The organism is Micromonospora thermarum (assembly GCF_012034245.1).
GTDB classification, from domain to species: Bacteria; Actinomycetota; Actinomycetes; order Mycobacteriales; family Micromonosporaceae; genus Micromonospora; species Micromonospora thermarum.
This window is the reverse complement of the sequence record NZ_JAATEO010000029.1, coordinates 12,353-24,616: the sequence shown is the minus strand read 5'-3', so window position 1 is coordinate 24,616 and position 12,264 is coordinate 12,353. Positions and strand designations below refer to the sequence as shown.

The 12,264-nt window shown below is 68.1% G+C and carries 13 protein-coding genes and 1 CRISPR repeat array (1 of these 14 running past the window's edge); of the genes, 3 read left to right on the top strand and 10 right to left on the bottom strand.

What is annotated here, in order from left to right; genetic code table 11:
• A CRISPR array of direct repeats spans positions 1-373; the repeat unit is 37 nt; unit sequence GTTGCGATCCTCGCCCGGCGCGTGGGCCGGGCGCAGC (it extends 8,531 nt beyond the left edge of the window).
• A 125-nt stretch (positions 374-498) separates the two neighbouring features.
• The 7 genes from cas2 to HCJ94_RS30825 form a co-directional block, all read right to left on the bottom strand.
• Positions 499-789: a CRISPR-associated endonuclease Cas2 gene (gene cas2 / locus HCJ94_RS23210; RefSeq protein ID WP_168003160.1), complete on the bottom strand. Its 291-nt coding sequence runs from the start codon at positions 787-789 to the stop codon at positions 499-501.
• Positions 790-792: 3 nt separating this feature from the next.
• Positions 793-1,821 carry a type I-C CRISPR-associated endonuclease Cas1c gene (cas1c, locus tag HCJ94_RS23205; protein WP_168003159.1) on the bottom strand — a complete coding sequence of 343 codons (1,029 nt, stop codon included), beginning with the start codon at positions 1,819-1,821 and terminating at the stop codon, positions 793-795.
• Positions 1,814-2,464, bottom strand: coding sequence for a CRISPR-associated protein Cas4 (cas4, locus tag HCJ94_RS23200; protein WP_168003158.1), 651 nt, complete (start codon positions 2,462-2,464; stop codon positions 1,814-1,816). The genes cas1c and cas4 overlap by 8 nt, the downstream gene beginning before the upstream one ends.
• Positions 2,461-3,324 (bottom strand): type I-C CRISPR-associated protein Cas7/Csd2, encoded by an 864-nt coding sequence (cas7c, locus tag HCJ94_RS23195; RefSeq protein WP_168003157.1) that lies wholly within the window; start codon positions 3,322-3,324, stop codon positions 2,461-2,463. The genes cas4 and cas7c overlap by 4 nt, the downstream gene beginning before the upstream one ends.
• Positions 3,321-5,147 carry a type I-C CRISPR-associated protein Cas8c/Csd1 gene (cas8c, locus tag HCJ94_RS23190; RefSeq protein ID WP_168003156.1) on the bottom strand — a complete coding sequence of 609 codons (1,827 nt, stop codon included), beginning with the start codon at positions 5,145-5,147 and terminating at the stop codon, positions 3,321-3,323. The genes cas7c and cas8c overlap by 4 nt, the downstream gene beginning before the upstream one ends.
• Positions 5,147-5,836 (bottom strand): type I-C CRISPR-associated protein Cas5c, encoded by a 690-nt coding sequence (cas5c, locus tag HCJ94_RS23185; protein ID WP_168003194.1) that lies wholly within the window; start codon positions 5,834-5,836, stop codon positions 5,147-5,149. The genes cas8c and cas5c overlap by 1 nt, the downstream gene beginning before the upstream one ends.
• A gap of 110 nt (positions 5,837-5,946) precedes the next feature.
• Positions 5,947-6,075, bottom strand: a complete 129-nt coding sequence (locus HCJ94_RS30825) for a hypothetical protein (protein ID WP_255481145.1) — start codon at positions 6,073-6,075, stop codon at positions 5,947-5,949.
• A 269-nt stretch (positions 6,076-6,344) separates the two neighbouring features.
• Between HCJ94_RS30825 and HCJ94_RS23180 the strand changes: the two genes are divergently transcribed.
• On the top strand, positions 6,345-6,548 hold the full coding sequence (locus tag HCJ94_RS23180) for a hypothetical protein (RefSeq protein WP_205801775.1): 204 nt from the start codon (positions 6,345-6,347) through the stop codon (positions 6,546-6,548).
• 65 nt (positions 6,549-6,613) lie between these two features.
• On the opposite strand, the gene cas3 is transcribed toward HCJ94_RS23180, so the two are convergent.
• The 3 genes from cas3 to HCJ94_RS23165 form a co-directional block, all read right to left on the bottom strand.
• Positions 6,614-8,878, bottom strand: a complete 2,265-nt coding sequence (gene cas3 / locus HCJ94_RS23175) for a CRISPR-associated helicase Cas3' (RefSeq protein WP_168003193.1) — start codon at positions 8,876-8,878, stop codon at positions 6,614-6,616.
• Positions 8,879-9,606: 728 nt separating this feature from the next.
• On the bottom strand, positions 9,607-9,801 hold the full coding sequence (locus tag HCJ94_RS23170) for a DUF397 domain-containing protein (protein WP_168003154.1): 195 nt from the start codon (positions 9,799-9,801) through the stop codon (positions 9,607-9,609).
• Complete coding sequence (locus HCJ94_RS23165; protein WP_168003153.1) at positions 9,791-10,645, bottom strand: helix-turn-helix domain-containing protein; 855 nt, start codon at positions 10,643-10,645, stop codon at positions 9,791-9,793. The genes HCJ94_RS23170 and HCJ94_RS23165 overlap by 11 nt, the downstream gene beginning before the upstream one ends.
• Before the next feature lie 689 nt (positions 10,646-11,334).
• Between HCJ94_RS23165 and HCJ94_RS23160 the strand changes: the two genes are divergently transcribed.
• Both HCJ94_RS23160 and HCJ94_RS23155 read left to right on the top strand, forming a co-directional pair.
• Complete coding sequence (locus tag HCJ94_RS23160) at positions 11,335-11,583, top strand: hypothetical protein (protein WP_168003152.1); 249 nt, start codon at positions 11,335-11,337, stop codon at positions 11,581-11,583.
• A 15-nt stretch (positions 11,584-11,598) separates the two neighbouring features.
• Positions 11,599-12,030 carry a helix-turn-helix domain-containing protein gene (locus tag HCJ94_RS23155; protein ID WP_168003151.1) on the top strand — a complete coding sequence of 144 codons (432 nt, stop codon included), beginning with the start codon at positions 11,599-11,601 and terminating at the stop codon, positions 12,028-12,030.
• Positions 12,031-12,264: the final 234 nt, after the last annotated feature.

Sequence of the window (12,264 nt, the reverse complement as noted above, 5' to 3'; positions counted from 1 at the left end):
CGGACCACGGGCAGGCTCTGATGGCCCGGGACCTGAAGGTTGCGATCCTCGCCCGGCGCGTGGGCCGGGCGCAGCTGTCCGAGCCACGGCCAAGCGCCGCACCGTCCAGCGGTTGCGATCCTCGCCCGGCGCGTGGGCCGGGCGCAGCCCGAAGACCTCGACCGGCTGTACAAGGCGATGTACTCGTTGCGATCCTCGCCCGGCGCGTGGGCCGGGCGCAGCACCCGACCGCCGGAGTTCTGGGACACGGGTGACCCGGGGTTGCGATCCTCGCCCGGCGCGTGGGCCGGGCGCAGCTCGCTGCGGATCCTCGTCGAGCAGGTCGACGGCGAGGGTGTTGCGATCCTCGCCCGGCGCGTGGGCCGGGCGCAGCCGCTCGCGAGCAGCAAGAATAGCCATCTGACGATGCGCACTTGACTCACTCACGGTCCGATTTGTTCATCTAGTCTAGATTTCTCGGTTCGGAATCTCTGGGGTTTCCGCTTTCACTTGTGGTTCCTAGATCACGAACGCTCCCCGTGGGTCGATCGCCCGTGGCTTGCCGAGGTGTTCGACATCGTCGAGCGCGTGGGCCGGCAGCCGGTAGATCCGGATGCTGTCCTGGGTCGGGTCGATGACCTCTTGGAGTGCGGCGACGAGGCGCACCTTGTCGGTTTCGCGGCAGACGACCTCGAATACTGACTTCTGCACGCGGTGGCCGTATGCCTCACAGATCTTGGCGACCTTGCGCAGTCGGCGTTGCCCCTGTGGGGTAACTGTCTCGACGTCGTACGTGACGAGTAAGTCCATGGCTCAGTTCACCGTCCATGGTTGGTACGCGGCCAGGTCTCCGCGCAGGTGACGTGCGAGTAGCCGGGCCTGCACGAGTGGCAGCAGCGCGGCGGGTACCTGCCGGCCGAGCTGCGCGTGCGGCCAGTTGCGCTGCCTGCTCTGCTGCCAGGCGGCCAGTACTGTCTTCCGTCCATTGTCTGTGAGCCGGTACGCCCTGTTTGGCAGTTCCTCGAAGTCGGTCGGGGTCAACTCGCGGCGGTTGAGCATGGTGAGTGCGAGCCGGTCGGCCAGTAGTGGCCGGAACTCTTCCATCAGGTCGAGGGCGAGGGCGGGTTTGCCTGGCCGGACGGCGTGCAGGAAGCCGATGTAGGGGTCGAGTCCGACTTGGTCGAGTGCGCCCTGTACGGCGACGCGCAGCATGCCGTACAGGAAGGAGAGCAGGCAGTTCAGCGGATCGGTGGGCGGTCGCTTGTTCCGCCCGGACGCCTTCCAGTCCTTGGTTTCGCCGAGCAGGTGCGGCATGGCGGCGAAGTAGTCGCGTGCGGCGATGCCTTCGACGCCGAGCACGTCGTTGGTGCTGGCCGCGGTGCCGAGTAGTTCGAGCCGTCCGGCCAGCAGTTCGGCGCTGGCCCGCAGTGCGGTCTGCCGGTGTCCGCTGGTGTCCCGGGCGGTGCGTAGCAGCACTTGTCGCGCGTTGTGTATCTTGCCGGCGACGATGGCGATCGCGATTGGCAGTTGCCGGTCCGGCGAGTCGGCGGCCCGGTGCTGGGCTTGGCGGAGCAGCGGATTGCCGTGGGTGGGGCCGACCAGGCCGGCACGGAACCGTCCGTTGCCGGTGAGCCAGCTGACCGAGCGGCCGTCGTCGGCGCACCGCAGCAGCAGGTCGTCGCTGGGTGTCACACCGCTGAACAGGACCAGGTGGTCGAGCCGGACTAGCGGCAACAGCCGGCGTCCGGGCTGGTCGGGGTGGTACACCCGGACGGTGTCGCCGTCGAGGTGCAGGCTGGTGCCGGGGGTCTGCACGTACAGGGTGTTGAGCAGCTCAGTCACGCCACTGTCCCAATGGTCGTGGGGTCAACAGGTCGGGTGTGGCCTGCCGCTTGCCGTCGGTCAGCTCGGGCAGGCAGTCCTCGCGCAGCGAACATCGCCGGCAGCGGGCGTCGTTGCGTGCCGTCGGCAACGCCGGGGTGTCGAGCAGCAGGCGTACCGCTGCGGTCGCGGCCACGACTCGGTCGAGCAGGTCGGCGTCGATCGGTACGGCGTGTCGGCGCCGTTCGGCGATCGAGTAGATGTAGCCGGTTGGCACGTCGAAGCCGGCTTCGAGGAGGCAGAGTGCCTGCCCGCCGAGTTGCAGTTCGGCGGGTCCGCCGGCTTTGTACCGTCCGACCTTGTATTCGACGGGGGTAGCCGTGCCCTTCTCGAACTCGACGATGTCGCAGATGCCGCGTAGGCCGTGGGTGTGGCTCCACACCGGTAGTGACCGGATCACGGTGAGGCCCCGGCGGCGTTGGATTCCGGGCAGGTCGACGGTGGTGTGGCTGAGGTCTCCGCGTACCGTCTCGGCACTTTCCGCCCAGACGCCCTCGACGTGGATCAGCGCGGTCTGCCGGTGGCAGTAGGCGTAGTGCTCGAGCGCGGACAGCGGCACCTCCCGCAGGTCGGTGCCGCTGTCCGCCGGGTGGTCGCCGGTCACGGCCAGAGGTCGACCAGCTTGGTCAGCTCGACGCCGTCCGGCAGCCTCGACTCGTCGATGTCGCGGGTGTAGTCGGTGTGGGCGCGTGGCGCCTTGTCACGGTTGACTCGGTCCAGCGTGATGCGTTGGGTGAGGGCGGCCGAGGGGGCGGCCCCGAACGCGTCGGGGTGGCTGAACACGTAGAGCCCGCACAGCTTCATCTCGCCCCGGGTGGCGGCTCGGTCGTGGTCGAACATGACCGTGATGGCCTGCCACAGTGCGGCCAGGTCGTCGCTGGTCACGCCGGTCTTCGTGGCGCGGGGCGCGGAGTAGAACAGGTGCGCCCGGTACAGGCCATATGGGACGGTCCACTTGGAGCCGATTTCCGTACGCTCTCCCTTGTCGATGTCTTCTTGTCGGGTCTGGGTGACCCGGGTGATGGTGTGGTCGGTGGGCAGGATCGGATCGATGCTGCGGGCGAAGGTGAGCTGGAGGGGCCCGCGGACCTGGCCGGCGCCGCCGCCCTTGCCGGTGCTGAGGACGCCGCCGAACATTCGGATGTCGAAGTAGTGCTCGCACATCCAGCGTTGCGCCTCGTCGGCCTTGCCCGGGTTGGCCTGCAACGCCGCTTCAATCCGGGTGTTCAGGGCGAAGCCGGCCTCGACGAAGATGCCGTAGCGCGGGTCGTCGCCCCGCAGCAGCGACACGGTGTCGCGGATCTTGCGCTTGATCGCCACGTCGGTGACCAGGCCCTGTCCGCTCTCGTCGTCGGTACGCGGCTGGTTGCCGGCGTCCGGATCGCCGTTCGGGTTGCCGTCGCTGACGTCGAACAGCAGGACGGCGTCGTGGCGGCGGGTCGGGTCGAGGTGCGCGGCGGTCATGCGTCGTCTCCTTCGTTGTCGGTGGCCGGTGCCACGTCGTCGGGCTGCGGGGGCAGGTCGGTGTTCTTTCTGTTCGCGGCTGCCGCGAGTCGTTCGGCCCGCATCTCGGCCCGCTGCTGGTGGTAGCCGAGGATGAACTGGGCCTTGTCGGTCAGTACCGCGCCGTTGGGGATCGCGGCGAGTTGGACGAACAGGTCGTCGAGTCGGCGTTCGTACGCCTCGGACCAGTTCGGCCGGTGCAGGGGGCCGCGCAGCCGTTTGAGCCACGCCTGCACGTTGCGGCGGCCGGAGACGATGACGACCTGCGGGTTGTCGATGGCTCGGCCGAAGTAGCGTTCGGCGAAGGTGGTGTTGAGCTTTTGGTCGGCGACCCGGAACACGGTCCGTTGCAGGTCGTCCATGACGGCGAAGATGCGGCCGGACACGTAGGCCGGGGGCTTGTGCTCCACGTTCAAGGTTGGCGTCAGCCTCTCTCGTTCATGTTCGGGCAGGTTCGGGTGGCGGCGCAGGGCGAGCCGGATCAGGGCGGCTCGGGGCGCGTCGAGCCGGCCGTCGATACGGATCCGGTTGATGACATGGTTGAGCAGTTTCGGCGGCAGCGGCCGTTTGAGCAGCGCGGCGCCGAGTAGCCGGTGGAACAGGTCGGGTGGTCGGTGTTCGCCGGACGCGCCGAACTTGGTCCACGTTCCGGGGCCTCCGTTGCGTCCGGCTTCGAACCGTCCGGCCGCTCGGGCCAGCTGGGAAACCTTGACCTCCACCACGTCACCGGTCCAGGCGTCGACGATCTTGTGGTCGTCGAACCAGGCCCGGACGTTGTCCTTCACCTGGCTGACCGGCTGCTCGACCCAGTCCCGTACAACCACCCGGGCGACGTTGCCGCCGACGGTCAGCGAGCAGTACCGGGACAGGTCCTCGACCGTCTCTTCCTTGCCGCTGGCGGGACCCGCGATGAGGTTCTGAATCTGGGTCGGGTCCAGCTGCTCGACGGTCGCCCACGGGTCGAAGGTCGACCCCCCCAGCACCCACCAGGCGAGCCGGGCGTTCTGCCCGGACAGGGCGGTGCTGTGCAGCGGATCGGAGAGCAGACCGGTCAGCGCGGTCATGAACTTGAGGCCGCAGTCGGTGCAGATGGGGGTGTTGGTGAGGAACTTCTGCAGCTCGTAGCCGTGCACGGCCTCGTTCATGCTGACGAGCGACGCGCTCTGGGTGGCGCCGGGCACCCACCGCCGAGGAATCTGCTGCGGCACCGTCTTGAGCAACGGCTGCACCTGCCCGCAGACCAGACACAGGCCGGACCGCCCCGAACCCTTCCGGTCACCGGCCACCCCGGCCCAGAACCGCCGCGCCGGACTGGTGTCCGCCGCGTAGACCCCGTCGACCCATAAGCCGATCAGGTCACCCCTGCTCCAATCGGCCGGCGGTTGGAGCTTGCCGGCATGCCCGTCCCGGTAGAAAGCGGCGATGGCCGGCCCCGGACCGTCAGGCTCGGCGGCAGCCCACTCCGTAATCAAGGCACGGAAGGCGTCGTGCTGCTTCGCAACCCGCTCCGGCTTAGCCCCCTCCGATAGCCAGCCGAAGACATACTCGCCGTTGTCGACCGCGAGTACAGGCGAGATCCCGACGGTCCGGGTCACCGCCGGCACTAGGCGCTGTGCACCGAACCGGCGCTGCGGGTCATCCTTGTCGGCGGTGCTGACGAAGTCTCCCCGAGGTACGCCGTTCGCGTCGATCTCCAGGCTCCACCGCACGGGTTTGCGGGCATAGAACGCCGGGATGACGTCGGCGCTGGTGCCGGCGTACTCCACCAGCCGTTGCAACAGCACTAGACCACCTGGCCTTCCACCGGAAGCGCCAGCTCGATCCCGCGCTCGGGCACGTAGAGCACACCGGCAACGACCCGGGCGGCGAACCATTCCATCCGCGGCTGACCAGGCTTCCCATCACGGTGGATGGAGTGCAGCATGATGCCGATCTCCTCGTTGACGTCCGCCCGCCGGGTGTCATCCGGCCAGCCGAACTCAGCGCTGAACTCGCGCGTGCCCAGGTAGGGCTGCTGGAAGCAAGCTCCCTTGCGGACCCGGCGCCGAAACTGGTCCCGGTACGCCGCGACCCGCTTGTCCGCGTGCCCGGCCAACTCGATGTGGGCGTGAACCCGGTACGCCACATCGCGCAGACAGACAGCGTTGCGTTGATCCCGGTGCGCGGCCGTGTCCACCCGGCGGGTGCCCTTGATCGCCTCGGACAGCGGCGCGACATCGGAGGTCTCGTTACGCCGGACCGAGAACTGCTTCACCGGCTTCAGCACCTCGATCGCGACAATCTGGTACCGCATCTCCGGCTTCCAAAAGATCGATTCGAGCACCCCCACCGCAGCCGACGGAGTCATCACCGGATAACTGACCCGCTCCACCTTCAGCTCCGGCCGGGAGAACAGCGCCGCCTCACCACTGACCTGCACAACCACCGGAAGATCACCCTCCGGGCTCCGCCTCAGAGTCAACCCGTTGACCACATCCGTTGTCACAGCACAAATCCCTCCCAAGATCAAGGCCAATAGAAAAAAGATCGGGAATTCACCGAACCACCGGATCAGCGGACCCCTCGCACAACAGGTGTGAGGATTCACGATCGGTACGACAAAAACGGCTGATTGATCAACAAGATAGCCTCGCCGCCGACCAGTGGGCCCTCCGGCATGAACTGGACGGCGTCCAGTTCATGCCGGCAGCGGCGAACATCGCGCTCGGCCACCACATGAGGTTGCGATCCTCAGCACCGCCACAAGGCACTGCAGACGGCCCAGCTTCGCTTCCGGCTGGGCACCGGCTCAGTGTAGCTGACTTTCTCCCCACCAGATGAGGAAGCTTTGACAGGCCGTCCACAACGGAGTAGAACTTGGCGCGGCCAAGCCGGCGCTTGGCCTGAGCCGGGCTGGCATCGCCCTCCAAAAGCGACGGCCCGTTGCTGCGAACAACGGACCGCCCAGATCCCCCGCCATCCGTAAGGTCGAAGGGAACCACATGACACTAGAGCAGAGCCGCAACCGCAGGCCACCCAACCGGGACGGGGAATCGGGGATGCCCGCCCGCCTGCCTCTCCGCTGGCTCATCATCATGGGTATCAGCGCGGCCGTCGGCATCATGATTGGCTCGGCCGAGGGTGTTCCCGCCGGCGTGCTCGCCAGCGTGGTCACGGCTGGCGCGCTGCACAAGATCGTAAAATGAGATCGAGGTTGCACCAGGTGGGCGCACTACGAACTCGCGCTCACCTGGCGCCCCTCGGCCGGCCATCAGAGAACGAACTGCTCCAGATTCGGGTCAAGATTGATACCGGTGGCGTCGTCGTACTCGCCAACCCACTCGACCAGCGCGCCCCGTCGCACTTCGTCTCCGCTGAGGATCGGCCGCAGCAGTGCCGCCACGCCGGGCTGGCGCAGCGCGCTGGGGTGCAGGTTCGTCGTGTATGCCTGCAACCGCCGCAGCTTTGCCAGGTCCGGAACCGGCGCCTGGCGTAGTTCCTCGAGCAGTTGCTCCAGTTCATGTCGTAGTTCAGGTGTCTCGGCGCCCTGTGGCGTCACCACGCTGATCCCGTCGTAGTTGATCATCCGGAACGCCAGCTTCCGATCCCGCCGCTTGGTGCCCGCGTCCATCGGCCCCTCGGCCACGGTCTCGAACTCCCACCGCCGCCGGGCCTGCTGGATGCGCTGCCCGACGTGCTGGCCATCAGCGAGATTGAGCAGGTCGTACACGTTGCGGTAGTAGCGTCCGAGCGCCGCCAGGTCGTCCGGGTCAGCCTTGTCCGGATCTGGTCCGAACTGGCGCCCGGTGCAGCCGACCAACATCCTGTAGGTGGGCGGCTGCCCGCCGTCCTCCGGCGCGAACACGACCACCCGTCCACCGTCCGTCATCCGCCCCTCGCGGTTGGCCCGCCCGGCTGCCTGAAGCAGCGAGTCAGCCGGCGCCATTGCACGGAACACCACCGGGAAGTCGACGTCCACCCCGGCCTCGATCAGTTGGGTAGCCACAAGCAGGACGCGCTCGCCCCGGACCAGGCGTGCCCGTACCTTCTCCAACACCCGCCGCCGGTGGTCCGGGCACAGCCGGGTGGACAGGTGCCAGGCCACGCCATCCGGCTCGGCATCACGCCACTGGTCGAACACCGCCTTCGCATCCGCGGTCGTGTTGACCACGACCAGCGCCGCCAGCTCCGACGCAGCCTGGCCGGCGATGCCGGCCAGTGTCGGCTTCGGATCGAGCTGCCACTCGTACTGCACTCTTCGCAGATCAGTGACCAGCTTCGGCGTGTCGTGGATCAGGTCGGTGCAGGGCACGCCCTTGAACTCGTCCAGTGCCCAGAAGCTCGGCTGTGTCGCCGAGGAGAGCAGCACGGTCGCGCCGAAGTGCCGCACCAGCAGCCGGAGTCCGTCGAGGATCGGCGCGAGCATCGCGTGCGGCAGCGCCTGCACCTCGTCCAGCACGATCACCGAGTTGGCCAGCCGGTGCACCCGGCGCATCGCCGACGGCTTGCGGGCGTACAACGACTCGAAGAGCCGAACGAAGGTGGTGACGACGAACGGCGCGTCCCAGTTCTCGGCGGCCAGCCGCGCCCACCGGCCGGCTTCCGGGTCGTCGAAGTCAGCCTGGCTGTGGTGTTCGAGGACGACCGGCTCGCCGCCGTCGTCGAGCATCCGACGGTAGACGGCGGCGTTCTGCTCGGTGATGGTGAGGAACGGGACCGCGACGATCACCCGACGCAGACCATGCTTCTCCGCGTGCCGGAGCGCGAACCCGCCGCTAGCGAGGGTCTTCCCGGCCCCGGTCGGCGCGCCGAGCCGGAACACCCCGCGGTCCCGCTCAGCCGCCGCGAGGCAGTCCGCGTAGACCCGCTCCCGCAGACTGCCGATCGGAGTACCACCGCGTCCGGCGAGTTCGGCACGCCGCCGCTGCTCGAACAGCTTGTAGAGGTGTCCGAAGTCGACGTCCGGACACACCCGTGGGCCGGCCAGTCCCTGAAAGTGCGCGCTGGTGTCCAGGCTGTCCGCGTCGACCAGAGCGCTGTAGCACAGGCGCAGCGCCATCTCCCCCACCAGTGGATCTGCCCGCCAGTCCGCCGGCACCAGACGGTCGAGCCGTTCCGGCAGGTCCGGCAACAGCCCGGGCAGTTCCCGCTCCGCAGACGCCACGTTGCCGGGTGCGTCAGCGAGTCTCTTCCGGAACGCGTCACGTAGGTTAGGCGTGTCGATCAGTCCACCGTGGTGGCCGAAGATCGCACCGGCGAAGCCGCCGAGCCCACGTTCGTATGCGACGCGGGTGCCGAGCGACTTATGGTCGATACCGACCGGGCCGCCGATGGGCGCGACAGCAGCAAGTTTGTCCTGCCAGGCGCAGGCCGCCTTGCCCACGTCATGCAGCGCACCAAGCCAGTACGCCACGTCACCCCCGCCGAACGGGACGGCAAACCGCCGCGCCAACTCCGCGGTACTACGAAGATGATCGACAAGAGAATGCCACCGGCCGCGGCCAGGACCAGGGCTATGCGCCCAAAGAGAACCCACACCAGACACGAACCGTCCTTACAAACGTCGTTGAGTTGCCTCGCCAATCAGCTGGGGTTCAACACCGGAACTCGTGATGGTATCGGTGGTTGCTGGCCGACGACGGCTACAGGGAAGCTCACCGCCGCCGCGCGGAAGCGCGCTCGGGGGTGGCTTGATCCCTGCGGCGCGGGCCGCCCGCGCGTTTGCTGGCCGCCAAGGGGCGCTCGCTGTCGCGAGACGCGCTGGCCGACGCGATGCGCGACGACGGGCACGGGGTGTCCAACCTCGCGCCCCACTTCTACTGAAGATCCTCAGAGCAGAGCAGGATGCGGCGTCCTTCGCGCTGTCGGCCAACCCCCTGCTGATTCGGGAACGGATATGGCCGAAGCAGATGGACGACGCGGCGTAACAGGCAGGTGGGTTACAGGGGTGAGGTCGGCACCTTGAGCGGGCATCGGTCGGGCAGGTTGTTTGGGGGGACTGTGAGCCGAATGGGCTGCTTGGCATCCGCTTGCCAGGGACATGACCGGCAGCTTTTCGCGGACCGCCTGTTGGCGCTTCGTCATGATCGGCACATCGTTGGGTGCGATCAAGGGGTCGGGGAGCGCTGCGACCCCGACGTCCATGAGGCAGGCTGCTGCTGTCGGTGCGAGGTGGGTTGGGCGTGGACGATGTTCGGCGCAAGACGGAGGTATCGCCGTTTGCGCCCGGCGCTGTGGGCACCTGCGTGGTGCAGGTGCCCGCGCTTAGTTGGTGATGTCGAACTCGCCCGCCCGTACGCCATCCACGAACGCGCGCCACTCGTCGCGGGTGAAGGCGAGCACGGGGCCGCTGGGGTTCTTGCTGTCGCGCACCAGCACGTCGGCGCCGGTGTCCTTGACTTCGGTGCATTGGCCGTTGCTTCCGGAACGGCTGGACTTGCGCCAGACGTTAAGTTCCACTTGCTCGCTCCCTGATGAATTTGACCGATTCCGCTGGCGACATGGCCAGGGTCTTGAGGTGATCGAACACGGCGGCGAGCCGGTCGATCTCGCGCGGCGACTCCAGGAACAGCTCGCCGGCTGGCGTCTCCACGTAGCCGAGCGGTGGTTCGTCGCGTTCGAAGCTGAGGATGGCGAAGCCGCCCCTGTCGGCCAGTGTGGCACCGGCGGCGAAGCGCAGCACCTGCACCGTGATGTTCGGGCGGCCGGCGAGTTTGACGATGTGGTCGAGCTGGGAGCGCAGCACGTCTTGGCCGCCGACCTCGAACAACAGCGTCGCTTCCGAGACGATCGCGTGCAGCCGCAGTGGCGAGGGTTTCCGGGTGAGTACTTCCTGACGGGTGAGCCTCGCCTGCACCCGTTGCTCTATGGCCTCCGCGTCAGTCTCCCGTCCAACGCTGTTGACCGCCCTGGCGTAGTCCGGGGTTTGCAGCAGCCCCGGCACGAGCGTGGGCTCGAAGTTGCGCAGCTCGACGGCCTCGGCCTCGTAGGCGATGAACGTGGCGTAACGACCGGTGAGGGCGTCGAGGCGCTGCCACCAGCCGGACTGTCGTAGTTCTCGGGTGAGAGCGAGGAGGGACTTGCCGGGTTCTCCCTCGAGCGGAACGTCGTAGGCCATCAGGAGTTCGATGACGTCGCCGGTCCGCGGTTTGATCTCGCCGGATTCGATGCGACTGATCCGTGACGTAGAGCAACCGATGTGCTTGCCCGCCTCGTCCATCGTCCAACTCTTGGCCTCGCGCAGCTTCCGCAGCTCACGGCCAAGACGACGTGAGCGCGGAGTCGGCGGTGTAAAGCGAGCCACGCCTGAATCCTCCCGCATGTTGCGCCCCTCTTCCTAGCTGAGCGTGACGTTGATGTTGTGAGTTTGCGGATTAGCTACCCAGCCCAGCATCACGATGAGCATCTTACGTCTTGCCAAGCATCAATTGCGGCTGCACGATGGTGGTCTATGGGATGGCGCGTCGGCCAGCCGCTGGTCGATGTACGGAAGCGTGTCGCGCCCATGCGTCCCCTTGCCGTTGGAGGTGATCACGAACCGTGGCTAACAGCAGTGGAGCGCCACCGAGACGCGTGGCGAGGCGGGCGACGGTGCACGCGGTCTGCGTCGCCGCGTACCGGAAGCATCGCGACGACGGCAGGGGATCATGCTCCGCGTGCGGCGAGTCCAGCCCGTGCCGACCCCGCCGCAACGCGGTGTCGGTGATCGAGGCGTACTCGGACGACCCGCGACGCTACGACGTACCCGACGCCCGCCTGCGGGCCGTGGCCGGCGTCGTCCTGGTGAGATGCGGTGCGCCGCGCGGCTGAAGCGCGCGGCGGGCGGCGCACGGGTCGGTGCGCATGCTGCTCTGTTGACTCCCCGCCGCTACGCGACAGCGGACTCCGTGGCAGGCGGGTGATCGGGTCGGGCGCGCCGTGCGGCGTCGCCGCGCGCTCCCAGGCGTGCACGCCGCACGGCGCGCCCACCCAACTCGACACGTAGGGGAAGACGTGACGACGTACCTCGGTGGCGAACAGGTCGACCACGCTCAGGCGGTGCTGGACCGGCATGCCGTCTCCAGCGCGGACGGCCTGTGTCTGGCGTGCAGGGTACCCGGACCGTGCGAACAGCACGAACGAGCGGCGAAGGTGTTCCAGGTGTCGCTGCGACTGCCCCGGCGGGTGCCTGGCGCGACGCAACCGCACTTGATCGGCGTTCGCCGCGCTGACGAACCCGGCTGGTTCGGCAAGGCGAGCTGACATGCGGACCCCCCGGTGACCCCGGCGACACTCGTGGTGAACGGATTCACGCCGATTGACGCTGGTGGCGGGCCGGTGCTGACGCCCGTCGAGCTGGCCGAGGCGCGGCGCGCCCTGGACCGAACGCTGTCAGCACGGCGGCACGCCATCGGAGTCAAGCAAGTGCGTCTTACCCGGCTGGTGCCGTGGTCGCAGAGCACGATCGCCAACGTCGAGATGGGTCGGCAGAACGTTCCGCGTGCTTTCTGGCAAGACGGCGGCAGAGTACTGTCCGCACATGGCGAGTTGCTCAGCGTGTCCGACTACGTGGACTGGCTGACCCGCCGATACCGCGAACAGGTGTCGGCCAAGCAGACCGGGCCACCCCTCGCGCCGCGACCGGCGCAGCGGTGCCCGTGCGGGGGAGCCTGGGTCTTGGTGCCGGTCAGGGCGGGCTGGCCGGGATGACTGTGCAGCCGCCCGAACCGGACGCCGCCGGAGTGCGCCGGTTGCTGGAGCAGGCGCGCGAGGTGCTCGACGCGCATCCGTACCCGGGGGACGGAGCGTGCGGCGGCTGCCTGGCCGGTTGGTCACGCCTGGTGCCGTCGCCATGCGAACAAGCACGGTGGGCGGCGGCCGTGCTGCAGCACTACGGCAGGTCACCCGGCGGTCCGTCGGAGACGCGGTGAGGGGCGGGCCGGC